The sequence below is a fragment of the Acidovorax sp. NB1 genome (assembly GCF_005405905.1).
In the GTDB taxonomy this organism is placed as follows: domain Bacteria; phylum Pseudomonadota; class Gammaproteobacteria; order Burkholderiales; family Burkholderiaceae_C; genus Acidovorax.
In genome coordinates this window covers 1-23,098 of the sequence record NZ_BJHU01000032.1, presented here as the reverse complement: position 1 = coordinate 23,098, position 23,098 = coordinate 1, and the positions used below count along the sequence as shown (strand labels likewise).

The 23,098-nt window shown below is 67.1% G+C and carries 22 protein-coding genes; 6 read left to right on the top strand and 16 right to left on the bottom strand.

All coding sequences use genetic code 11. The annotated features are described in order from the left end of the window. Positions 1-91: 91 nt before the first annotated feature. Positions 92-3,589, bottom strand: coding sequence for a DUF2126 domain-containing protein (locus tag AvAM_RS16880; RefSeq protein WP_137748141.1), 3,498 nt, complete (start codon positions 3,587-3,589; stop codon positions 92-94). 155 nt (positions 3,590-3,744) lie between these two features. Between AvAM_RS16880 and AvAM_RS16875 the strand changes: the two genes are divergently transcribed. Beyond that, complete coding sequence (locus AvAM_RS16875) at positions 3,745-4,467, top strand: alpha/beta fold hydrolase (RefSeq protein WP_137748140.1); 723 nt, start codon at positions 3,745-3,747, stop codon at positions 4,465-4,467. Between the two features lie 73 nt (positions 4,468-4,540). On the opposite strand, the gene panC is transcribed toward AvAM_RS16875, so the two are convergent. The 3 genes from panC to AvAM_RS16860 are packed head-to-tail and all read right to left on the bottom strand — an operon-like array spanning position 4,541 to position 6,849. Beyond that, a complete protein-coding gene (gene panC / locus AvAM_RS16870; protein ID WP_137748139.1) occupies positions 4,541-5,380 on the bottom strand; it encodes a pantoate--beta-alanine ligase in 840 nt (279 codons plus the stop codon). A 50-nt stretch (positions 5,381-5,430) separates the two neighbouring features. After that, positions 5,431-6,312 (bottom strand): 3-methyl-2-oxobutanoate hydroxymethyltransferase, encoded by an 882-nt coding sequence (panB, locus tag AvAM_RS16865; protein WP_137748138.1) that lies wholly within the window; start codon positions 6,310-6,312, stop codon positions 5,431-5,433. A gap of 3 nt (positions 6,313-6,315) precedes the next feature. Further along, complete coding sequence (locus AvAM_RS16860; protein ID WP_137748197.1) at positions 6,316-6,849, bottom strand: GNAT family N-acetyltransferase; 534 nt, start codon at positions 6,847-6,849, stop codon at positions 6,316-6,318. Between the two features lie 267 nt (positions 6,850-7,116). Here AvAM_RS16860 and nadC point away from each other — a divergent pair, with 267 nt between their 5' ends. From nadC to AvAM_RS16845, 3 genes are all read left to right on the top strand, one after another. After that, positions 7,117-7,965, top strand: a complete 849-nt coding sequence (gene nadC, locus AvAM_RS16855; protein WP_171012285.1) for a carboxylating nicotinate-nucleotide diphosphorylase — start codon at positions 7,117-7,119, stop codon at positions 7,963-7,965. Beyond that, entirely contained in the window at positions 7,962-9,092 is a 1,131-nt protein-coding gene (nadA, locus tag AvAM_RS16850; RefSeq protein WP_137748136.1) for a quinolinate synthase NadA, read from the top strand. The genes nadC and nadA overlap by 4 nt, the downstream gene beginning before the upstream one ends. A 90-nt stretch (positions 9,093-9,182) precedes the next feature. Then, entirely contained in the window at positions 9,183-10,964 is a 1,782-nt protein-coding gene (locus AvAM_RS16845) for a chorismate-binding protein (RefSeq protein WP_375708161.1), read from the top strand. Positions 10,965-11,028: 64 nt separating this feature from the next. On the opposite strand, the gene AvAM_RS16840 is transcribed toward AvAM_RS16845, so the two are convergent. From AvAM_RS16840 to AvAM_RS16795, 10 genes are all read right to left on the bottom strand, one after another. Continuing rightward, positions 11,029-11,388 (bottom strand): 5-carboxymethyl-2-hydroxymuconate Delta-isomerase, encoded by a 360-nt coding sequence (locus AvAM_RS16840; RefSeq protein WP_063458819.1) that lies wholly within the window; start codon positions 11,386-11,388, stop codon positions 11,029-11,031. Continuing rightward, the gene (gene bioF, locus AvAM_RS16835) at positions 11,376-12,674 is read right to left on the bottom strand and encodes an 8-amino-7-oxononanoate synthase (RefSeq protein ID WP_249368189.1); all 1,299 of its coding nucleotides are present in this window, start codon (positions 12,672-12,674) and stop codon (positions 11,376-11,378) included. Before bioF ends, AvAM_RS16840 begins: the two co-directional genes overlap by 13 nt. Then, positions 12,671-13,342 carry a dethiobiotin synthase gene (gene bioD, locus AvAM_RS16830; RefSeq protein ID WP_137748134.1) on the bottom strand — a complete coding sequence of 224 codons (672 nt, stop codon included), beginning with the start codon at positions 13,340-13,342 and terminating at the stop codon, positions 12,671-12,673. The genes bioF and bioD overlap by 4 nt, the downstream gene beginning before the upstream one ends. After that, entirely contained in the window at positions 13,342-14,679 is a 1,338-nt protein-coding gene (gene bioA, locus AvAM_RS16825) for an adenosylmethionine--8-amino-7-oxononanoate transaminase (protein WP_137748133.1), read from the bottom strand. The genes bioD and bioA overlap by 1 nt, the downstream gene beginning before the upstream one ends. Before the next feature lie 118 nt (positions 14,680-14,797). Then, positions 14,798-15,178: an aspartate 1-decarboxylase gene (gene panD / locus AvAM_RS16820; RefSeq protein ID WP_137748132.1), complete on the bottom strand. Its 381-nt coding sequence runs from the start codon at positions 15,176-15,178 to the stop codon at positions 14,798-14,800. 63 nt (positions 15,179-15,241) lie between these two features. Beyond that, the gene (locus tag AvAM_RS16815; protein WP_056636973.1) at positions 15,242-15,616 is read right to left on the bottom strand and encodes a 6-carboxytetrahydropterin synthase; all 375 of its coding nucleotides are present in this window, start codon (positions 15,614-15,616) and stop codon (positions 15,242-15,244) included. Between the two features lie 133 nt (positions 15,617-15,749). Next, positions 15,750-16,385 (bottom strand): 7-carboxy-7-deazaguanine synthase, encoded by a 636-nt coding sequence (gene queE, locus AvAM_RS16810; RefSeq protein WP_137748131.1) that lies wholly within the window; start codon positions 16,383-16,385, stop codon positions 15,750-15,752. After that, positions 16,382-17,971: an L-aspartate oxidase gene (nadB, locus tag AvAM_RS16805; RefSeq protein WP_137748130.1), complete on the bottom strand. Its 1,590-nt coding sequence runs from the start codon at positions 17,969-17,971 to the stop codon at positions 16,382-16,384. The genes queE and nadB overlap by 4 nt, the downstream gene beginning before the upstream one ends. Positions 17,972-18,104: 133 nt before the next feature. Beyond that, the gene (locus tag AvAM_RS16800) at positions 18,105-18,944 is read right to left on the bottom strand and encodes a ScpA family protein (RefSeq protein ID WP_137748129.1); all 840 of its coding nucleotides are present in this window, start codon (positions 18,942-18,944) and stop codon (positions 18,105-18,107) included. Positions 18,945-19,007: 63 nt separating this feature from the next. Beyond that, entirely contained in the window at positions 19,008-19,214 is a 207-nt protein-coding gene (locus AvAM_RS16795) for a DUF3460 family protein (RefSeq protein ID WP_137748128.1), read from the bottom strand. 43 nt (positions 19,215-19,257) lie between these two features. Here AvAM_RS16795 and AvAM_RS16790 point away from each other — a divergent pair, with 43 nt between their 5' ends. After that, entirely contained in the window at positions 19,258-19,770 is a 513-nt protein-coding gene (locus AvAM_RS16790; RefSeq protein ID WP_137748127.1) for an outer membrane protein assembly factor BamE, read from the top strand. 31 nt (positions 19,771-19,801) lie between these two features. Here the strand turns inward: AvAM_RS16790 and AvAM_RS16785 are convergent, their stop codons facing one another. Next, positions 19,802-21,481, bottom strand: a complete 1,680-nt coding sequence (locus tag AvAM_RS16785) for a SulP family inorganic anion transporter (protein WP_137748126.1) — start codon at positions 21,479-21,481, stop codon at positions 19,802-19,804. Positions 21,482-21,810: 329 nt separating this feature from the next. Between AvAM_RS16785 and AvAM_RS16780 the strand changes: the two genes are divergently transcribed. Continuing rightward, positions 21,811-22,458 carry a YitT family protein gene (locus AvAM_RS16780; RefSeq protein ID WP_137748125.1) on the top strand — a complete coding sequence of 216 codons (648 nt, stop codon included), beginning with the start codon at positions 21,811-21,813 and terminating at the stop codon, positions 22,456-22,458. Between the two features lie 99 nt (positions 22,459-22,557). On the opposite strand, the gene AvAM_RS16775 is transcribed toward AvAM_RS16780, so the two are convergent. Continuing rightward, positions 22,558-23,098, bottom strand: a 541-nt coding sequence (locus tag AvAM_RS16775) for a TolC family protein (protein WP_137748124.1), incomplete at its 5' end; no start/stop codon positions are given.

Here is a 23,098-nt window from a genome sequence, read left to right as displayed (position 1 = left end):
CCAGGGACGCCGAGCAAGGGCCGCCCCGCAGCGAGGGCATCGTCCCCCTTCAAGGGGGAAGGCGCCGCAGGCGACTCAGGGGGTGGCTTTCCTACGGCCGCATTTTTCGCCGCAGATCCAGCGTGAACGGAAACTCCCGGCTGCCCGGCAGCTCAATCGTCGCAGGCGGCACCGCCAGCCGACCCGGTGTGTGCCCCATGCGCGAGAAGCGCGCCAGGCGGCGGCTTTCGGCCTCGTACGCGTTGACCGGGAAGGTGTCGTAGTTGCGCCCGCCGGGGTGCGCCACGTGGTACTGGCAGCCGCCCAGCGACCGGTTCATCCAGGTGTCCACGATGTCGAACGTGAGCGGTGCATGCGCGCCAATGGTGGGGTGCAGGGCCGAGGGCGGGTTCCACGCCTTGTAGCGCACACCGGCCACAAACTCGCCGGTCGTGCCCGTGCTTTGCAGCGGCAGTGGCTGGCCGTTGACGGTGACCACATGGCGGCTTTCGTTCATGCCCGTCACGCGCACCTCGATGCGCTCCAGCGACGAGTCCACATAGCGCACGGTGCCGCCCGCAGAGCCTTCTTCGCCCATCACATGCCAGGGCTCCAGTGCGTTGCGCAGTGTCAGCTCCACGCCCATGGATTGGACGGTGCCAACCATGGGGAAGCGGAACTCAAACTGTGGCGCAAACCAGGCGGGGTCAAACGCATAGCCTGCGGCGTTCATCTCGGCCACCACGTCGTGCATGTCCTGCTGGATGAAGGTGGGCAGCATCCAGCGGTCGTGCAGCTCGGTACCCCAGCGGGCGGCGGGGGCGCGGTAGGGCGCCTTCCAGAAGCGTGCGATCAAGGCGCGCAGCAGCAGCTGCTGCACCACGCTCATGTGGGCATGGGGCGGCATCTCAAAGGCGCGCAGCTCCAGCAGGCCCAGGCGGCCGGTGCTGCTGTCGGGCGAGAACATCTTGTCGATGCTGAATTCGCTGCGGTGCGTGTTGCCGGTCACATCCACCAGGATGTTGCGCAGCGTGCGGTCCACCAGCCAGGGTGGCATGTCCTGGCCGTAGATGGCGCGGTTGGCCTCGATCTCGCGCAGGGCGATTTCCAGTTCGTAGAGCTGGTCGTTGCGCGCCTCGTCCACGCGCGGCGACTGGCTGGTGGGGCCGATGAACAGGCCGCTGAACAAATAGCTCAGGCTCGGGTGGTTGTGCCAGTACAGCAGCAGGCTGGCCAGCAGTTCGGGCTTGCGCAAGAAGGGCGAGTCCGCCGGTGTGGCGCCGCCCATCACAAAGTGGTTGCCACCCCCGGTGCCGGTGTGGCGGCCGTCGGTCATGAACTTCTCGGCCGACAGGCGCGTTTCCCACGCCGCGTTGTACAAAAACTCGGTGTGTTGCACCAGCTCCTTCCAGTGGCTGGCGGGGTGGATGTTCACCTCGATCACGCCGGGGTCGGGCGTGACCGCCAGCAGCTTGAGGCGTGCGTCGCGGGGCGGCGGGTAGCCTTCGAGCACGATCTTCATGCCCAGTTCTTCGGCTGTGGTCTCGATGGCGGTCAGCAGGTCCAGGTAGTCGTCCAGGCGCGCCAGGGGCGGCATGAAGACGTACAAAACGCCGTACTTCTCGCCCACCTTCTCGGCCTTGGGGCCGCTGGCGCGGCGTGGGTCGCGCACCTCCACACACAGGGCGGTGCGCGACAGGCCTGCGGCGGACTGGAACTTGCCCGGCGCTTGCATACCCGCATGCGGGTCGGGCTGCCCGGCCTGGCGTGCGTGGTCGCCGCCAGCCGTGCCTTGCGCCATGCGGCGTGCCTCGCCCGGCGCGGTGGCGCCCGCCAGGTAGGGCAGGTCGCGGTCGCCGGTGACGGGGCCCGCTGAAACGGAATACCGCGCCCGCAGCGTGGTGGCAGCGGGCAGTGGGCCCTGCGGCGCCGTCGGGTCGTGCGGGATCAGGTGCTCGGTGTCCGATGTCTTCACCCAAGGCAGGGCGTCCAGCGGCAGGCGGTAGCCCATGGGCGAATCGCCGGGGATGAGCAGCATGCGGTCGTCGCGGAAGAACCACGGACCGGTGCTCCACACGCTGCCCGCCAGCGTGCCCGCACCCACACCCGCTTGCAGCGGCAGCACATAGCCCACCACGCTGTCGAGTTTTTGCTCGAACACGCGGCGCAGGCGGGCGCGCTCCAGCTCGTCGTCCAGGCGGGCGTCGAACGGGTCTACGTTGATGGGCAGGCGCCGCTCGCGCCACAGGTAGTAGAAGGTGTCTTCGTAGCCCGGCTGGATGTAGCGGTCGGTGATGCCCAGCTTGCGCGTGAGCGTGCGCACAAAGCGCTCGGCGTCAGCACTGGTGTAGTGGCATGGGTCACGCTCGTCGGCAAACAACGCGGGGTTCTGCCACGCGGGCTGGCCATCGGAGCGCCAGCAGATCGACAGCGCCCAGCGCGGCAACTGCTCGCCCGGGTACCACTTGCCCTGGCCAAAGTGCAAAAAGCCACCCTGGCCGTATTCGGCGCGCAGCTTGTGCGTGAGTTCGGTGGCAAAGCCGCGCTTGGTGGGGCCCAGCGCATCGGTGTTCCACTCGGGTGCGTCGCGGTCGCCCACGGCCACAAAGGTGGGCTCGCCGCCCATGGTCAGGCGCACATCGCCCGCCACCAGGTCGGCGTCTACCTGCTCGCCCAGCGCCAGCACGGCCTGCCACTGGTCTTCGGTGTAGGGCTTGGTCACGCGGGGCGATTCGTAGATGCGCGTCACGCGCATCTCGTGGCTGAACTCCACCTCGGCCTTGTCCACGCCGCCTTCAATCGGCGCGGCGCCCGAGGGCTGTGGTGTGCAGGCCAGCGGGATATGGCCCTCTCCCGCCATCAGGCCGCTGGTGGCGTCCAGGCCAATCCAGCCTGCGCCGGGCAGGTAGACCTCGCACCAGGCGTGCAGGTCGGTGAAGTCGTGGTCGGTGCCGCTGGGGCCATCGAGCGCCTTCACGTCGGGCGTGAGCTGGATCAGGTAGCCCGACACAAACCGTGCCGCCAGCCCCAGGTGGCGCAGCAGCTGCACCAGCAGCCAGCCCGAGTCGCGGCACGAGCCGCTGGCTTTTTGCAGCGTCTCTTCGGGCGTCTGCACGCCGGGTTCCAGGCGGATCAGGTAGCGCACGTCTTGCGCCACTTGCTGGTTGAGCTTGACCAGGAAGTCGATGGAGCGTTGTTTGCTGCGGTCGATCTTGTCCAGGTACTTTTGCACCATCGGCGTCACCGGGTCGGTGGCCAGGTAGGGTGCCAGCTCCTGCTGCACATCGCTGCTGTACTTGAACGGGATGTGCTCGGCCTCGGGCTCCAGGAAGAAGTCGAAGGGGTTGTACACCGCCATTTCCACCACCAGGTCCACCGTGACCTTGAACTCGCGTGTCTTCTCGGGGAACACGAGCCGTGCCTGGTAGTTGGCGAACGGGTCCTGCTGCCAGTTGATGAAGTGCTGCGCGGGCTCGACCTTGAGCGAGTACGAAATCACATTGCTGCGGCAATGGGGCGCAGGCCGCAATCGGATGGTCTGCGGTCCGAGGCCGACCAGCCGGTCGTATTGGTAATGCGTGACGTGGTGGAGCGCGGCGTGGATGGGCATATGCGGGCCATGCTAGCAAGTCCTGAGCCATCGCGGGCAACTATTCCCGGGCCGGTGACACGCGGTCATGGGCTGTTCACAATGTGTGCTGCCGTGCGGCTGGGCCTTCGGCGCCAGAGCACGCACCATCTTGGTGACAACCCCTTTTTTTGCCCATGACCCTTCCACCCCAGCTTTTGCTCTTGCCCGGCCTGGCCGCCGATGAACGCATGTGGCACGGCGTGCTGCCGCGGCTGCCCGCCGCGCTGCGCCCCCAGGTCGCCACCGCCCACCAGGACGTGAACCTGCACCGCATCGAGGACTTTGCCGCCCGGCTGCTGGCGCAGCATGCGGGGCCGTTGGTGCTGGCCGGCGCGTCGATGGGCGGCATGGTCGCCATGGAGGCCGCGCGCCAGGCGCCGCAGCGGGTTGCAGGGCTGGCCTTGCTTGGCACGACCGCACGGCCCGAGACACCCGACATGCGCGCCCTGCGCGAAGGCGCCATCGAACTGTTTGAACAGGGCAGGGTGCGCGAGGTCATCGAGCCCAACGTGGCCCTGGCCTTCCACCCCGTGAACGCCGCCAACGCGGAGCTGGTGCAGGCCTACCTGGACTTTGTACTGGACGCGGGCCCCGACCACCTGGTGCGCCAGAACCGCGCCGTGATCCACAGGCCCGATGCGCGGTTGCACCTGCCCCAGCTGGCCTGCCCCGTGCTGGTGGTGTGTGGCGCAGCCGACCAGCTCACGCCGCCCGAATGTTCTGCAGAGATCGCTGCGCTGGTCCCCGGCGCGGAACACCATCTGCTGCCCGACAGCGGCCACATGCTGACCATGGAGCAGCCCGAAGTGGTGACCGGCTTGCTGGTGCAGTGGCTGGCCCGCAATGGATGGATTTGATCTGGGGTTTGAGGCTTTTTTGGCCGCTACCGCGCGATGGGTAAGCACTGATAGCTATTGAATTAATAGCTAATCAGAACTCCAGGTTGTCAATCAGCCGCGTGCTGCCCAGCCGCGCAGCACCCAGCGCCACCAGAGTTCCCGCCGCATCGTCGGCCGTGGCGGGCAGCAGGTCGGCCCGGCGGCGCACGGTGAGGTAGTCGGGCGCCCAGCCCCGGGCGCGCAGCGCGTCTTGCGCCTGGGCCTCCAGCGCGCTGCGGTCGCTGGCGTACAGCCACTGCTGCGCTAGCCGCTTCAGGGCCTGCGACAGTGCCACGGCCTCCTGGCGTTCTTCCAGGCCCAGGTAGCCATTGCGCGAACTCAGCGCCAGCCCATCGGCCGCGCGGCAGGTTTCGCCCGCCACGATCTCGATGGGCAGCGCAAACTGCCGCACCATGTGGCGGATCACCATGAGCTGCTGGTAGTCCTTCTTGCCAAACACCGCTGTGCCACCGGTGGCGCCCAGCACGCAGGCAAACAGCTTCATCACCACCGTGCTCACGCCCACAAAAAAGCCGGGGCGGAAGTGGCCTTCGAGCATGTCGGCAAGTTGTGGGTCGGGGTGCACCTTGAAGGTCTGGGGCTCGGGGTAGAGGTCGGTCTCGCGCGGGGCAAACAGCACATCGCATCCAGCGGCCTGCAGCTGGGCGCAGTCGGCCTCCCAGGTGCGGGGGTAGCTGTCAAAGTCCTCGTGCGGCAAAAACTGCAGCCGGTTCACAAAGATGCTGGCCACGGTCACATCGCCCAGGGGCTTGGCCTGGCGCACCAGGGCAATGTGCCCATCGTGCAGGTTGCCCATGGTAGGTACAAAAGCCGGGCGGCGGTAGGGGGCCAGGGCCTGGCGCAGGTCGGCAATGGAGCGGGCAATCAGCATGGGGTGGGAAGGGTCAAAGATAGAAATTCGTTGAAGGCCTTGAGCGGCTCTTACCAGGCGTGCTGGGCGTTGTCGGGAAAACTGCCCCGCTTCACGGCCTGCACATACGCCTCCATGGCGCCGCGCACGCTGCCTGCGTCCTGCATGAAGTTGTGCACGAACTTCGGCATCTTCCCGAGGTTCATGCCCAGCATGTCGTGCAACACCAGCACCTGCCCGGCCGTGCCGTTGCCCGCGCCGATGCCGATGGTGTGGCAGTGCGGCAGCTCTGCCGTGAGGTCGGCAGCCAGCGTGGCGGGCACCATCTCCAGCACCAGCATGGCGGCGCCTGCGTCCTGCAACTCATGCGCCTCTTTGCGCAGCGTGCGGGCGGCATCGTCGGTCTTGCCCTGCACGCGGTAGCCGCCCAGCGCGTGCACCGTCTGCGGTGTGAGGCCCAGGTGGGCGCACACCGGCACGCCACGCTGCACCAGAAATTCCACCGTGGGCGCCGTCCAGCCCCCACCTTCGAGCTTGACCATGTGTGCCCCCGCCTGCATCAGCACACAGGCGCTGCGCAGCGCCTGTTCGCGGCTTTCGGCATAGGTGCCGTAAGGCAGGTCAGCCACCAGCCAGGCCGTGCCCTGCACGCGGTGCAGGCCGCGCGCCACGCTGGCCGTGTGGTACGCCATGGTGTCGAGCAGCACACCCACCGTGCTGGGCAGGCCCTGGCACACCATGCCCAGCGAATCACCCACCAGAATGCATTCCACCCCCGCCGCATCGGCCACGGCGGCAAAGGTGGCGTCGTAGGCGGTGAGCATGGTGATTTTTTCGCCCGCTGCGCGCATCTGCGCCAGTCGGGGCAGGCTCACGGGGCGGCGCTGGGGCAGGGGGGCTGCCGGGGGCAAGGTGCCGTAAGGCGTGGTGGAGTGGGGGCTTGTCGTGGTCATTTGCTAAATGTCGGTCGCCAGACGCGAGTAGATGAGAAGACTCTGTGGCTGGCCGTCTTTCCATTCGCATTCACGCTTGATACCTTCGCAGCGAAATCCCGTGGCTTCCAAGACTCTTGCGCTGGCTACATTCGCGGGTTCCACAACGGCTTCGACTCTGTGCACAGCCAATGCTTCGAACGCATACTTGAGGGCCATTGGCAAACACTCGCTCATAACGCCCTTTTTCCAGTGCTCGGGCAGTAGCCAGTAGCCCACTTCGATCGTTTTATGTTCGGGGTTCTTCCCATTGAATCCGCATGCGCCCATCAATGTTGATGGTGATTCGGGATCGCAAATTGCCCACCAAATTCCACTGCCTTCTCTTTCAATCGTTGCATACCAGTCCATTTGAACTCGTGTTGCATCCAAAGATGCGTATGAAATGCCGTAGTGCGAAATCACCTGGGGGTTGGAAAGACCTGCGAATACCGCATGGATGTCGTGGTCGTTCATCTTTCTCAGAAGAAAACGCGGCCCTCTTAGGTCCGTGAACATCCGAGTACTTTCGTTCATGTTTCAACAATCCGTGTTTGCCGCCACTGCATTGTGTAAACGATGCTCGTTGAGCGGCGTGTGCAGTCGGTGAGACTTTTGCCGAGAGGTGGTTCGCAGAAAAAATTGCCGCGAGTCTATGCGACCAATAATGGGTGTACTTATTGGTTTCCAGCCTGTGTGGAAGTGGCCTGCGCCATCGCTGTGGCCTTTGCGTTCCCGGTATGCTCGCGGCCCATGACAGCAGCGTTACCCCCCGCAAACACTCCCATGAGCGATACCGAAGTGATGGCCCTGGCCCAGGCCGATGTGGCCCACGCCCTGGCCGAAGACGTGGGCACTGGCGACCTTACCGCCGGCCTGATCGACCCCGCCCGCCGCGCCCGCGCGCGCATCCTGGCGCGCGAAACCGCTGTGATCTGCGGCGCCCCCTGGGCTGAAGCGGCCTTGCGCGCACTCGACCCCACGGTGCAGATCACCTGGCATGTGGCCGAAGGCCAGCGCTGCGCCCCCGACCAGGTGGTGCTGGAGATTGAGGGCCAGGCCCGCGCACTGCTCAGCGCCGAGCGCACCGCGCTCAACTTTCTGCAGCTGCTCTCGGCCGTGGCCACCAAGACCCGCACCTATGTGGATGTGGTGGCGGGCACGCGCGCGCAGATCGTGGACACGCGCAAGACCCTCCCCGGCCTGCGCCTGGCGCAAAAGTACGCCGTGCGCGTGGGCGGCGGCACCAACCACCGCATTGGCCTGCACGATGCGGTGCTCATCAAAGAGAACCACATTGCTGCCGCCGGTGGCGTGACGGCGGTGCTGCGCGCCGCACAGGCCGTGGCCGCGCAGGCGACCTTCATCGAAATCGAAGTCGAAACCCTGGAGCAGCTGACCGAGGCGCTGAACGCAGGCGCCAAGATGGTGCTGCTGGACAACATGCCGCTGCCCATGTTGCGCGAGGCCGTGCGCATCAATGCAGGCCGCGCCATTCTGGAAATATCGGGCGGGGTCACGCTCGAAGGTTTGCGCGAACTGGCCGAGACCGGCGTGGACCGCATCTCCATCGGCACGCTGACCAAGGACGTGAAGGCCACCGACTTTTCCATGCGCCTGCAGGAGTTGGCATGAGCACCGCAACCCTGAACCGCATCGACGTCGAATACGAGCAGCCCGACGAGGCGACATCGGGCGCCGTCTGCTCCACCAAACACGCCTGGGCGCGCGTGCCGCCCGAGCCCACCCAGGCCGAGCGCGCCGCGCTCAAAGACAAGATCCGTCGCCTGCTCAAGGAAAAGAACGCGGTCATGGTGTCGCACTACTACGTGCACCCGGACCTGCAGGACCTGGCCGAGGAAACCGGCGGCTTGGTGAGCGACTCGCTGGAAATGGCGCGCTTTGGCCGCGACCATGCGGCGCAGACCCTGGTGGTGAGCGGCGTGCGCTTCATGGGCGAAACGGCCAAGATTTTGAGCCCGGAAAAGACCGTGCTCATGCCAGACCTGGACGCCACCTGCTCGTTGGACCTGGGCTGTCCCATCGACGAGTTCAGCGCGTTCTGTGACCAGCACCCCGACCGCACCGTGGTGGTCTACGCCAACACCAGCGCGGCTGTGAAGGCGCGGGCCGACTGGCTCGTCACATCAAGCTGCGCGCTGGAGATCGTGAGCGCCCTGAAGGCTGCGGGCCAGAAGATTTTGTGGGCGCCCGACCGCCACCTGGGCGCCTACATCCAGCGCGAGACCGGGGCTGACATGGTGTTCTGGAACGGCGCCTGCATCGTGCACGACGAGTTCAAGGCGCTGGAGCTGGAGCTGCTGAAAAAGCAGCACCCGCATGCCAAGGTGCTGGTCCACCCCGAAAGCCCCGCCGACGTGGTGGCCCTGGCTGACGCCGTGGGCTCCACCAGCGCCATCCTCAAGGCCGCGCGCGAGATGGATGCCACCGAATTCATCGTGGCCACCGACAACGGCATGATGCACAAGCTGCGCACGCTCAACCCCGGCAAGACGTTTTACGAAGCCCCCACCGCTGGCAACAGCGCCACCTGCAAGAGCTGCGCGCACTGCCCCTGGATGGCGATGAACGGCCTGGCCGATGTGGCTCGCGTGCTGGAGACCGGTGTCAACGCCGTGCATGTGGACCCCGTGCTGATCCCGCGTGCGCGCCAGCCGATTGACCGCATGCTGGCCTTCACGGCGGCGCTCAAGAATGGACAGCCCACGGCCACCCTGGTGCCGCACCTGGGGGCCGCCTGAGGTCGTCGCAGAAGCATCTGTACAGTCATTTGCTCTGCTATTAATAGCTAACTATGTCCACTGGTCAGGCGCCAGTGGCCTTTTTTGTTTGTGATTTCTCGCATTGACTTCACCCAGCCGCTGGCCCCCGGCGCCCCGCGCCTGCGCTACGCCTTTGGCACGCCCCGCGAGGTGCTGGCCGCCCATGCGCTGCACGAGGTGCGTGGCGTGCTCGACGCGGTGCATGCCGCTGCAGAGCAGGGCCGCTGGTGCGTGGGCTTTGTGCGCTACGAGGCGGCCGCAGCCTTCGATGCCGCGCTGTTGACTCACGCGTCCGACGGCCCGCTGGCCTGGTTTGCGGTGTACGACGCGCCGCTGCCCTGGTCCGCGCCGGATGCCGAGCCGCCCGCACAGGTGACTTGGACCGACAGTCCCGACCGCGCCACGTTCGATGCCGCTCTGGCGCAGATCCAGCAGGCGATTGCGGCGGGCGAGCTGTACCAGGTCAACCACACGGCGCCGCTGCGCGGCACGCTGCAGGGCTCGCCACAGGCCCTGTTTGCCGCGCTGCAGCGCGCCCAGCCCGGCGGGTATGCGGCGCACATCGATACCGGGGGGGAGCAGGTGCTGTCGGTCTCGCCCGAGCTGTTCTTCGACTGGCAAGACGCGCCGGAGGGCGGCCGCCTCCTGACCCGGCCCATGAAGGGCACGGCCCCGCGCGGCGCCACGCCCGAAGACGATGCGTTGCAGGCCGCGCACCTGCGCACGGCGCCCAAGGAACGCGCCGAGAACGTGATGATCGTGGACCTGCTGCGCAACGATGTGTCGCGCATTGCGCTGCCCCACAGCGTGCGGGTGCCCGTGCTGTTTGCCACGCAGGCCCTGCCCACGGTGTGGCAGATGACCTCGGATGTGACCGCACGCACACGGCCCGGCACCACGCTGACGGAGGTGTTTGCCGCGCTGTTCCCCTGCGGCTCGGTCACCGGTGCGCCCAAGGTGCGTGCCATGCAGATGATCCATGCGCTGGAGGGTGCGCCGCGTGGCGTTTATTGCGGCGCCGTGGGCGTGGTGCGCCCGGCCGGGCCGCTCGGTGCGCAGGGCCAGCATGCGGTGGCCGCGACCTTCAACGTGCCCATCCGCACCGTGGTGCTGCGCGCTGAAGGTGCGCAGACCCGCGCCACCTGCGGCATTGGCAGCGGCATCACCTCGGGCGCGCTGGCCGATGCCGAGTGGCAAGAGTGGCAGCACAAGCGCGCGTTTGTGGAGCGCGCGAGCCAGCCCTTTGACCTGCTCGAAACCCTGGCGTTGAAGACCGGGACCTTCCAGCACCTGGATGAGCACCTGGCACGCCTGCAGTCGGCGACAGCGCACTTCGGTGTGCCTTGGGATGCGGCGGCAGTATCGCAATGCCTGCAGGCACTGGCGGCAGGCCATGCCGAAGGCGCATGGCGCGTGCGCCTGCTGCTGGACGCCACGGGCACGCCCCGGGCCGAGGCCTTTGCCCTGCAGCCCACGGCCGAGCCCGTGCGCCTGCAACTGGCCCCGCGCCCGCTGGCCGAGGCCCACAGCGAGTTTGTGCGCTACAAGACCACCCGCCGCGCGCACTATGCGGCGTTCGCACCCACCACGCCCGGTGTGTTTGACACCGTGTTGTGGAACACGGCGGGCGAGATCACCGAGGGCACCTTTGGCAACATCGCTGCGCTCATCGACGGGCGCTGGGTAACGCCACCCCTGTCCAGCGGCCTGCTGCCCGGTGTGGGCCGTGCCGTGGCGCTGCGCGAGGGGCGGGTGGTGGAAGCGGTGCTGCGCGTGGCCGATGTGCCCCGGGTGCAGGGCTGGGCCTTCATCAACAGCCTGCGCGGTTGGCTGGCCGCCGAGCTGGATTAACAGGAGATTTGAAGAGAATTGGCCCCCAGCGCCCGTGGGCCAAGCGCTGGCAGCTATCCAATTTTCAGAGCCGCTCTTTCACATAGCTCGGCCGGTCCATGTCCACGATCTCCACGCTCAGCTGCACCATCACGCCCTGCGGCCGGGGCGTGCGCTCGCGCAGCACGGCGGCAATGCGGCCCGCCAGCTCCGTCTTGGCTTCGGGCGTGCGGCCAGCGAGCAGGCGCAGCTGCGCGTGCACAAAGGCGCGGTTTGCGGGGGCGGTGCCAATCTCGAAGCTGTCGGCCACGATGAAGCGCGTCTTCAGGTCCGCTTCGTCCTGCACCTGGGGGTGGGCGCAGAGTGTGGCGTTGAGGGCCGTCAGCGTTTCGGCCTCGGGGTAGTGGGGCAGGTTCGCGGAGTATTCGATGGTCAGGTGGGGCATGGAGTCGTCTCGCTGGAGGGATGGGGTAGTGCCGACGTGGGCAGGTCGATGTAGCCGTGCATGGTACTGCGGCTCATCCACTGCGTTGCCAGTTCGTGCAGCGCGGCCAACAACTGCGCCACATCACCCGTGGTGTGCGCAGCCGACAGGGCAATCCGCAGCCGCGCGGTGCCCGCAGGCACCGTGGGTGGGCGGATGGCAGGCACCCACAGGCCCCGGGTACGCAGGCCTTCCATCACCCCAAGTGCGGCCTCGTTGCTGCCGATCACCAGGGCCTGCACGGGCGTGTGCGAGGGCAGCAGGTGCCAGCCCAGCGGCGCAGGCAATGTGGCCAGGCCCTGGCGCAGCTGCGCGATGAGCCCGTCCAGGTGTGCGCGCCGGTCGTCGGCTGCCTCCATGATCTGCAGGCTGGCACGCAGCGCGCTCGCCAGCAGCGGCGGCGCGGCGGTGGCAAAGATGTAGGTACGGGTTTTTTGCAGCAGCCATTCGATGAGCGCTGCATCCCCCGCCACAAACGCACCGGCCACACCCGCAGCCTTGCCCAGCGTGGCCATGTAGAGCACGCGGCGCGAGGCGTTGGGCCCCGTCAGCCCTGCGTGGGCCAAGCTGCCGCGCCCCTGCGGCCCCAGCACGCCAAAGCCATGGGCGTCGTCCAGCAGCAGCAGGGCGTCGTAGTGCTCGCACAGCGCCAGCAGGGCAGGGATGTCGATCAGGTCGCCGTCCATGCTGAACACCGCATCGCTGATGACCAGCTTGCGCCGTGCGGGGCTGGCGGCGAGTTGAGCCTCCAGCGCAGCCAGGTCGGCATGCGGATAGCGGTGGATGGTGGCGCGCGACAGGCGGGCGCCGTCGATCAGGCAGGCGTGGTTGAGCGCGTCAGAGAACAGCGCATCGCCGTCGCCCACCAGCGCGGGGATGATGCCGGTGTTAGTCGCATAGCCCGCATAGAAGTACAGCGCGCGGGGCAGTTGCACATAGGCGGCCAGGTCGTGCTCCAGCGCGTCGTTGGCGGCGCTGTGGCCGCTGACCAGGGGCGAGCCACCCGAGCCCACGCCAAAGCGCTCCGTGGCCTCGCACGCAGCGTGGGCCAGCGCGGGGTGGCTGGCCAGGCCCAGGTAGTCATTGCTGCAGAAGGCCAGCATGGGCTGGCCGTCCACCCGCAGGCGAGCGCCGCCCGCGGGCTCCACCACGCGGCGGCGGCGCAGCAGGTGGGCGCGTTCGATGTCTGCCAGGCGCGCGGGGATCTCGTCCAGCCAGGAGGGCTGGGGTGCTGTAGGGCTTGTCATCGCCAGTCCTTCGGCAAATCAAAGACCAGGCTACCGGGCTCGGGCAGGTCCTGGTAGGGCACCTCGGCCAGCAGCGGTGCATGGAGGCGTGCGCGCAGGTAGGCGATGTTCTCGTCGGCGGCACCCATCTCGGGGTCGATGCGGTTGGCCACCCAGCCCGCCAGCGTGAGGCCGCGTGCGCGGATGGCCTCGGCCGTGAGCAAGGCGTGGTTCAGGCATCCCAGGCGCAGGCCCACCACCAGCACCACGGGCAGGGCCAGGGCCTGGGCCAGGTCGGCGCCCGTGAGCGTGTCGGTCAGGGGCACGAGGAATCCGCCCGCGCCTTCCACCACCACGGCATCTGCCTGGGCGGCGAGCGCCTGGTAGCTGGCGACGATGGCGGCGATGTCGATCTCTACACCCGCCCGCGCGGCCGCGATGTGGGGCGAGAGCGGGTCGGGCAGCAGCACCGGGTTGTCCAGCGCGGGCGGCACGGCCAGGGTGGAGGCGGAGCGCAGGGCGATGGCGTCCTCGCTGGCCCAGTCCTCGCCCCAGGGCACGAGGCCCGCTGCCACGGGCTTCATGCCCACCACGCGGCGGTGGTGGCGTGCCAGTGCATGCAGCAGGCCCGCGGACACCAGCGTCTTGCCGACACCTGTATCGGTGCCGGTCACAAAACATCCCATCATCAAATTTCCTCCTGCAGGGTGGCGTTCAGCGCATCGAGCGCGCCGTGGGCCAGGCATTGCACCGCCTCGTCGTCGAGCGCATAGGGCGGCATGGCGTACAGCGTTTTCCCGATCGGCCGCAGCACCAGTCCCCGCGCCATCGCGTGCTGGTGGTAGCGGCGCGCAAAGTCGGGCAGGGTGGTGTCTACATCCCAGGCCCAGATCATTCCAAGATGGCGTGTATGCCGGACACGTGGGTGCTGCGACAGCGGTGCGCAGGCCGCGTCAATGCGCTGCGCCAGCGCCTGGTTGGCGTTCAGCGCATCCAGCTGCTCAAACAATTCCAGCGTGGCCAGCGCTGCGCGGCAGGCCAGCGGGTTGCCAGTGTACGAGTGCGAATGCAGGAAGCCGCGCGCCACGTCGTCGTCGTAGAACGCGGCGTACACCGCGTCCGTCGTCAGCACGGCCGACAGGGGCAGCGTGCCGCCCGTGAGGCCCTTGGACAGACAAATGAAATCGGGCCGGATGCCCGCCTGCTGGTGCGCGAACATCGTGCCCGTGCGGCCAAAGCCCACTGCTATCTCATCGATCACCAGGTGCACCTCGTAGCGGTCGCACAGCGCGCGCGCCAGGCGCAGGTATTCAGGGTCGTGCATGGCCATGCCGGCGGCACACTGCACCAGCGGTTCAACGATGAAGGCGGCGGTGGTGCTGTGGTGCTCCTGCAGCCACGCTTCCAGCGCCGCAGCGGCGCGCCGGGCCACGTCCTGTGCTGTCTCGCCCGGGGCGGCGCTGCGTGCGTCGGGGCTGGGCACGGTGTCGGCCAGGCGCACCAGGGGGGCATAGGCCTCGCGGAAGATCGCGATGTCGGTCACGGCCAGTGCGCCCACGGTTTCGCCGTGGTAGCCGCCCGCCAGGCCCACAAACCGGCTCTTGGCAGGGCGGCCGGTGTTGCGCCAGTAGTGCGCGCTCATCTTGAGCGCGATCTCGGTGGCGGCGGCGCCGTCGCTGCCGTAGAACGCGTGGCCCAGGCCGGTGAGCGCGGCCAGGCGCTCGGACAGTTCCACCACGGGCGCATGGGTAAAGCCCGCCAGCATCACATGGTCCAGCTGGCCGAGCTGGTTCACCAGCGCGGCCTGGATGTGCGGGTGGCTGTGGCCGAACAGGTTGACCCACCAGGAGCTGATGCCGTCCAGATAACGCTGGCCGTCGGTGCCATAAAGCCACGGGCCCTGGGCGCGGGTGATGGCCACGGGCGGCTGGGCCTCGTGCCGCTTCATCTGCGTGCAGGGGTGCCAGACGCTGGCCAGACTGCGGGCCACCAGGGTGTCGTTCGGAGGATGCAGGGATGTGCTCATACGGTGTGGCGTTCCATCATTCACTACCGTTCGGGCTGAGCCTGTCGAAGCCCTGCGCGGCGCTTCGACAGGCTCAGCGTGAACGGTGGGTTGTATGCTTGGCAGCAAAGCAACCGGGTTACAGCGCCTGCGTGGGCACGGCGTGGCGCAGTTCGGTCTGGCGGTTGTGCTCATCCACAAACACCAGCTGCGGCTGGTGTGTGGCCACCTGGTCTTCGTGCACCTGCGCGAAGGCCGCGATGATGATGAGATCGCCTGCGGACGCGCGGCGTGCGGCCGAGCCATTCACCGAGATCATGCCGCTGCCGCGCTGGCCCTTGATGGCGTAGGTGACAAAACGCTCGCCGTTGTTGATGTTCCAGATGTGGATCTGCTCGTTCTCGGCGATGTTGGCGGCGTCCAGCAGGTCTTCGTCGATGGCACAGGAGCCTTCGTAGTGCAGCTCGCACTGGGTCACGGTCACGCGGTGGATCTTGGATTTGAGCAGGGTGCGGAACATCGGCTTCCTTCAATGAAGTCTGTGGATGGGGGAAGGGCCTGCCGGTGGCAGGGCCGTGGCCGGTCAGGGCTGGGAGAAGTCCAGCGCGCAGCTGTCGCCCAGTGCCTCGCGCCACACGCGCACGCGGCTCACGCTGGCGCGCAGGTCGGCGGGCAGTGCCTGGGCGATGAACAGGCAGAGGTTCTCCAGCGTGGGCGTGCCCAGGCCGGGCACCTCGTCGAGCATGTGGTGGTCCAGCTGCTCGCGCACCACGGCCAGGCCTTGGCGCAGCAGGCCCAGGTCCAGCACCATGCCGGTTGCAGGGTCGCGCGGGCCGGTCAGGAACACTTCGGCATGGTAGGTGTGGCCGTGCACACGGCGGCTGCCTTCGGCCTCGATCTCGCGGCGCAGGGTGTGGGCGGCGTCGAAGAAGAAGCGTTGGGAGATGGTGAACAACATACTGTGATTTAGAAGGACTTGGAGAGGCTAACAAAGCTCAGCGAAGCGGCCCTGGCTAGGCGTTCCGCCGCAGGCAGTACGAGTAGTACGACAAGGCGGGACAACGACGCCAGGGGAGTTTTGTTGGCCTCTCTCACCTGATGCCGGTGAGCTTGTGGGTTTGCAGGCTCAATCGCCATGCAGGGTGCGCCAGGCAGGCGTCAATGCAGGTGGCGGTGTTCTGGCGCTGCAGCAGGCCGTCCATGGGCTGCAGAAAGCGGTGGGTGAACTGCGTGTCCTGCTCCAGCGCCTCCAGGTCAAAGCCGGGTTGCGGCCAGACCAGTTTCAGCTCCTGCCCGCTGCGCTGCACCCACGGCGCGCCGGCCTTGGGGCTGATGCACAGCCAGTCGATGCCCTCGGGTGCGGCCACGGTGCCGTTGCTCTCGACGGCAATGCGGAACTGCTGGGCGTGCAGCGCGTCGATCAGCGCCGCATCCACCTGCAGCAGGGGCTCGCCGCCCGTCAGCACCACCAGCCGGTGGCCCGCGCCTGCAGGCCATTGGGCGGCGATCAATTCGGCCAGCGCGGCAGCCGTCTCGAACTTGCCGCCCAGCGTGCCGTCAGTGCCCACAAAGTCGGTGTCGCAGAACTGGCAGATGGCCTGTGCGCGGTCTTGCTCGCGGCCGGTCCAGAGGTTGCAGCCTGCAAAGCGGCAGAACACGGCGGGCGTGCCCGCCTGGCCGCCTTCGCCTTGCAGGGTGTAGAAAATTTCTTTGACGCTGTAGGTCATCGGGGTACTGGAGGGACAAGGATGGTGGGTGCGGCGGGCGCAGCCACCTCGGGGTAGTCGCGGCTGAAATGCAGGCCCCGGCTTTCGCGGCGCAGCTGGGCGCTTTTCACGATCAGGTCGGCCACCTGCACCAGGTTGCGCAGCTCCAGCAAATCGCGCGTGACGTGGAAGTGGGCGTAGAACTCCTGGATCTCGCCCTGCAGCATCGCAATGCGGTGCGCGGCGCGCTCCAGGCGCTTGTTGGTGCGCACGATGCCCACGTAGTCCCACATGAAGCGGCGCAGCTCGTCCCAGTTGTGCGAGATGACGACGGACTCGTCCGCATCCTGCACGCGGCTGTCGTCCCAGGCGGGCACGGCGGGCAGTTCGGTGGTCGGGGCGGCTGCAATCGCCTGGGCGGCGGCGCGGGCGAACACCATGCATTCGAGCAGCGAGTTGCTGGCCAGCCGGTTGGCGCCGTGCAGGCCGGTGCAGGCCACCTCGCCCACGGCAAACAGGCCGGGCAGGTCGGTGCGGCCCGCCAGGTCGGTCAGCACGCCGCCGCAGGTGAAGTGGGCGGTGGGCACCACGGGGATGGGTTCCTTCGTGATGTCGATGCCCAGCGACGCGCAGTGCGCGAGGATGTTGGGGAAGTGCTCCTGCAGAAAAGCGGGGCTCTGGTGCGAGATGTCGAGGTGCACGCAGTCCAGGCCGTGTTTCTTCATCTCGAAGTCGATGGCGCGGGCCACCACATCGCGGGGGGCCAGTTCGGCGCGCGAGTCGTGGTCGAGCATGAAGCGTGTGCCACCGGCTGAAGGAGGCAGCTTGAGTTGCCCACCTTCGCCGCGCACTGCCTCGCTGATGAGGAAGGACTTTTCGTGCGGGTGGTACAGCCCCGTGGGGTGGAACTGGATGAATTCCATGTTCGCCACGCGGCAGCCCGCACGCCAGGCGGCGGCAATACCGTCGCCGGTGGCGGTGTCGGGGTTGGTGGTGTACAGGTACACCTTGCCTGCGCCGCCCGTGGCCAGGATGGTCTGGGGCGCGCGGAAGGTCACCACCTCGTCGGTGTCGCTGTCCAGCGCATACAGCCCCAGGCAGCGGTTGCCAGGCAGGCCGAGTTTGCGCGTGGTGATCAGGTCCACCAGCGTGTGTTGTTCGAACAGGGTGATGCCGGGTGTGCTGCGCACCACGTCGATCAGCGTACGCTGCACGGCGGCGCCCGTAGCATCCGTCACATGGGCAATGCGGCGCGCGCTGTGGCCGCCCTCGCGGGTCAGGTGCAGCTGGTCGCCTTCCAGCGTGAAGGGCACGCCCAGGCCGCGCAGCCAGGCGATGGACTCGGGCGCGTTCTCCACCACAAAGCGGGTGGTGGCCAGGTCGCACAGGCCTGCACCGGCCACCAGCGTGTCTTCGATGTGCGCGGCAAAACTGTCGTCGTCGGCCAGCACGGCGGCAATGCCGCCCTGGGCCCAGCCGCTGGAGCCGTCTTGCAGCGTGCGCTTGGTGATCACGGCCACGCGGTGGGTGGGCGCCAGGTGCAGGGCGGCCGAGAGGCCTGCGAGGCCGCTGCCTACGATGAGAACGTCGAAGTCGTGGGATGCCATGGAAGGTGTCAGTTGCCGTTGAAGTGGGCGCGGCTCCCGGCCAGTGCCACCGTGGAGCTGGCTTTGCCAGGCCACCGGTGGCGTCCCCCTCCCGAAGGAGAGGGGGAAGGCGCCGAAGGCGACTCAGGGGGTGTCATGCAGGTGTATAGGCCAGGCGCACGTAAATGGGGGCGAAGGCTTCGGCCTGCGTGATCTCGATCAGCGTCTCTTTGGCCAGTTCCAGCAGCGCGATGAAGGTCACCACCAGCACGGTGCTGCCTTTTTCGGGCTCGAAGAGTTCTTCAAACTCCACAAAGCGGCGGCCCTGCAGGGTCTTGAGCACCATGCTCATGTACTCGCGCACGCTCAGTTCTTCGCGCGTGATCTTGTGGTGCTGTACGAGCTTGGCGCGCTTCAAAATGTCGCGCCATGCCTCCTGCAGCTCCACCACGTGCACGTCCGGAAAGCGCGGCTGCAGGCTTTGTTCGATGTAGACCTGAGCTTTCAGGAAGTCGCGGCCGTACTGCGGCAGCTGCCCCAGGCGCGCGGCGGCCATCTTCATTTGCTCGTACTCAAGCAGGCGGCGCACCAGCTCGGCGCGTGGGTCTTCAGGCTCCTCGCCCTCGGCTTGCTTTTTGGGTGGCAGCAGCATGCGCGACTTGATCTCGATAAGCATGGCGGCCATCAGCAGGTACTCGGCCGCCAGCTCCAGGTTGCGGCTGCGGATCTCGTCCACATACGCCAGGTACTGCTTGGTCACCCCCACCATGGGGATGTCGAGGATGTTGAAGTTCTGCTTGCGGATCAGGTACAGCAACAAGTCCAGCGGGCCTTCAAAGGCTTCGAGGAAGACTTCGAGCGCATCGGGCGGGATGTACAGGTCGGTGGGCAGCGCAAACAGCGGCTCGCCGTACAGGCGCGCCAGCGCCACCTGGTCCACCACGTCGGGCATACCCGGCGAATCGGCCGTGTCGGCTGCGTTCGCGGTGGTCATGGATGCTATTGAAATATGAGCTATCAGCGCTTGATGGTCGCGCGCAGAAGGCCAATTTAATGCTTATTCTGCGTTCGTCTGGTAGACGTAGGGCTTCTGGGCGACCTGGCCTTCGCGGTACTCGCCCCAGATCTTGCGGTCCACTTGCTTGTCCCACAGCAGGGCGCGGCCCGCTTGCTGCTGCTGGTCCAGCTCGGGGCGGCTGGACTTGAGCTGGTTGATGAACTGGGTGGCGTCGGATTGGTAATCGGGGCGGCGGAAAATGGACATGGACTGTTAACCTCGTTTTCCGTGGATTTTACCGGGAGCCCCCATGCCCTTGATATATCGCGCCGCCACCTTAGCGGCGGTCGCCTTTTCCCTGCTGGCGCTCACCGCCTGCGACCCGCAACGCATCAGCGAACTTAAGGAAGGCGTATCGACCGAAGCCGACGTGCGCGACCGCTTTGGCGCCCCCGAGAACGTATGGGACGAACCCGGTGGCGCCCGCACCTTTGAATACAACCGCCAGCCCGCAGGCCAGGTCAATTACATGATCACCATCGGCCCCGATGGCCGCATGACCGCGTTGCGCCAGGTGCTCACGCCCGACACCTTTGCGCGCGTGTTGCCCGGCATGCGCATGGACGAGGTGCGCCGCCTGCTGGGCAAACCCGCCAAGACCACGCCCTACGAGCTGAAGAAGGAGACCTGGGTGGACTGGCGCTACCTGGAATCGCCCAACCAGGCCAAGGTGTTCACCGTGGTCCATGGGCCCGACCATGTAGTGCTGCGCGCGCAGACGGGGGCCGACACGGACGCGCCGGAGTTCAAGGGCGGCAAGTAGGGCATCTCACCCTGCCATCTTTCCCAGTTGCTCAAACGGGCAGATCGTCCTGCGCCGCCAGCCGCGCAGCAAAGCCCGAGCGCTCGATCAGCGAGCGCGGCTGCTCATGCAGGTGCTCGATGCGCAAGCGCCCGCCGCGCGCCGACACGGCCTTGAGCACCTGGGCCAGTGCATCGAGCCCTGTGGTGTCCAGCGCCACCAGTTCGCTCGCGTCCAGTACCACGTCCTCGCCTGGCGGGCCCACCTCCACCGCCTGGATGATGGTGTCCAGCTTGGCGGCAGCACCAAAGAACAGCGCGCCATGCAGGCGCCAGGTGGTGGCAGGGTGGGCTGCGTTTGCCGGGTCCACGGCGTTCACAGCACCTTCGGGCTCTGGCTGCCGCTCCACCCGGAACAGTGCGCTCATGCGCCGCACAAACAGCGCGCAGGCCATGAACAGGCCCACCTCCACCGCCACCGTGAGGTCAAACACCACCGTGAGGAAAAACGTGCCCAGCATTAGCAGCCGGTAGTGGTTGCTGAAATGCTTGAGCCGCACAAACTCGTGCCACTCGCCCATGTTCCAGGCCACAAACAGCAGGATGCCCGCCAGCACCGCCAGCGGAATGTGCAGCGCCAGCGGCGCGGCCACCAGCACGATCACGGCCAGCGTGAGCGCATGCACCATGCCCGCAATCGGTGTGGTGGCGCCCGAGCGGATGTTGGTCACAGTGCGCGCGATGGTGCCCGTGGCGGGCATGCCGCCAAAAAACGGCACCACGATGTTGGCCAGGCCCTGCGCCACCAGCTCCTGGTTGGGGTCGTGCTTCTTGTGGTGCGGGTCGGTGGCCAATTGGTCGGCCACACGCGCGCACAGCAGCGACTCGATGGCACCCAGCAGCGCAATGGTGAGCGTGGGCGTGACCAGCAGGCGCACCGTCTCCCATGAAAAGTCGGGCAGCGCAAACACTGGCAGCGCCTGCGGAATGCCGCCAAAGCGCGAGCCGATGGTCTCCACCGGCATCTCCAACGCCCAGGCCAGCAGGCTCAGCGTGACCAGGGCCACCACGGGCGCGGGCACGCGCGCAAAGGTGCGCACGGTGTGCTGCTCCAGCACCCGCATCACGGGGGATTCCTTCATCGTGAGCTTGGGCCAGAGGAAGAGGCCCACGAGGCAGGCCGCCCCCAACCCGAAGGCATACGGGTTGAAGCTACCCAGGTGCTGCGCAAGCAGGCCCACCTGCGAGAAAGAATTGCCCGGCATGCGCTCGATCGACAGGCCCAGCCAGTCCTTCACCTGCGACAGCGCAATCAGCACCGCAATGCCGTTGGTAAAGCCAATCACGATGCTCACAGGCACAAACCGCACCAGCGTGCCCAGCCGCAGCAGGCCCAGCATCACCAGCAGCACGCCCGCGCAGGCGGTGGAGATCAGCAGGTTGGCCACGCCGTAACGCTCCACGATGCCGTAGACGATCACGATGAACGCGCCCGCTGGTCCGCCAATCTGCACGTTGGTGCCGCCCAGCGCCGAGATCAGAAAGCCCGCGATGATCGCCGTCCACAGCCCCGCCTCGGGCTTGAGTCCGCTGGCAATCGCAAACGCCATGGCCAGCGGCAGCGCCACGATGCCCACCGTGACCCCCGCGCCCACATCGGCCAGCCAACGGCTTTTGTCGTAGCCGCGCAGCGCGTCGATGAGCCGGGGGTGGAAGGTGAAGCTCAGCGACATGGTGGCGGGCGCTTTCGGGGTGGGGTGACGGGTTTCAGTGTAGGGAGCCTGTGCACAGGGGCCAAGCAGGTTGCATGCCGCGCCGCCACCTTGCTGTCCCTTTGAATCGAAGTAATGCTATTTATTTGATAGCTGTAAACGCAATACCATCAGGCGCAAGAGCCCAGAAAATCCTGAAAGTTCTTGAACTTCGACTGAGCCACGGGCCCCCACGCCGGTGCAGACATGGTGGGCCTGGCATGTTGCTTGCTGACCCTGGTCTACCCGCTGCCATGCACTTTTTTCAGCGCACAGACCCTCTGTGCCAGCCGACGATGGTTGAATTGCCCATGCCCGACACACCCACCCCAGGCTCCGCCGTGGACGCCGCCGCGCAGGCGGCCACCCTGCGCCACGGCGCTTTTGAAGACGCCCAGGCCCTGTTTGCAGGCACCTTGTTCGTGGCCATGGCGCTCATGCTGTTCAACCAGGCGGGGCTGCTGGTGGGCGGCACGGCGGGCGCGGCATTCTTGTTGCACTACGTCACGGGCATCTCGTTCGGCAAGCTGTTCTTTGTGGTCAACCTGCCGTTCTACTGGTTCGCCTGGACGCGCATGGGCCGCGAGTTCACCCTCAAGACTTTTGTGTGTGTGGCGCTGCTGTCGCTGCTGACCGAGCTGTTCCCGCATGTGATGCGCGTGGACTACCTCAACCCGCTGTTCGCGTCCTTGCTGGGTGGGTTGCTGCTGGGCACGGGCTGCCTGTTCCTGGCGCGCCACCGCTCCAGCCTGGGCGGCGCCACCGTGGTGTCGCTGTACCTGCAAGGCCGCTACGGCATGCGCGCGGGCAAGGTGCAGATGGTGATCGACGGCACCGTGGTGCTGCTGGCACTGTTTGTGGTGCCGGTGGAGCGCGTGGCGTATTCGGTGCTGGCCGTGCTGGTGATGAGCGGGTTCTTGTGGATCAGCCACCGGCCGGGGCGGTACGTGGGGCATTGAGGGGCAGGCGGCCGGGACGTTGCTGGCGGTGGCGCCGCAGCCGTCCTGAACGTGCACGCAAGATGGCGCCGCCCACAGCCCTTGCCTTTGGACGCGCGCCTATGCCGGAGGCAGGTTCGAGTCCCACCCGCCCCCCAATGCCTTGAAGATGGCCACGGCCGAGCGGGCGGATTCTGTCTGTGCCTGCACGCGCGCCTCGGTGGCGCGCAGCAAGGTCTCATCCGCGTGCAGGACCTCGATCAAGCTGACAACGCCTTTTTGGTAGGCCGAGAACGATGCGGCGCGTGCGCGGCCCAGCGAGTCAACGCCGCCCGTCAACACCGCCACCTGCTCTTGTCGGCGGGCGAGGGCCGAGAGCGCGTTTTCCACATCCTCCGTGGCCTTGAGGGCTGCCAGCCGGTAGGCGGCCAGCATCTCAGCCTCTTGCCCCTTGGCTTGTTCAATCTGCGCATTGATGCGTGCAAAGTCGAAAAGGCGCCAGCGCAGCCCGAGCACGCCCGTGGCCTGGCTGGCGCCGCCCGAGAACAGGTTGCCGCTGGAGACAGAGGTCGCGCTCCCCACCAGGCCGCTGAGGGACAGCTTGGGGTAGTACTCCGAGATGGCAGCGCCAATGCGCGCATTCGATGCCGCCAGGCGGCGC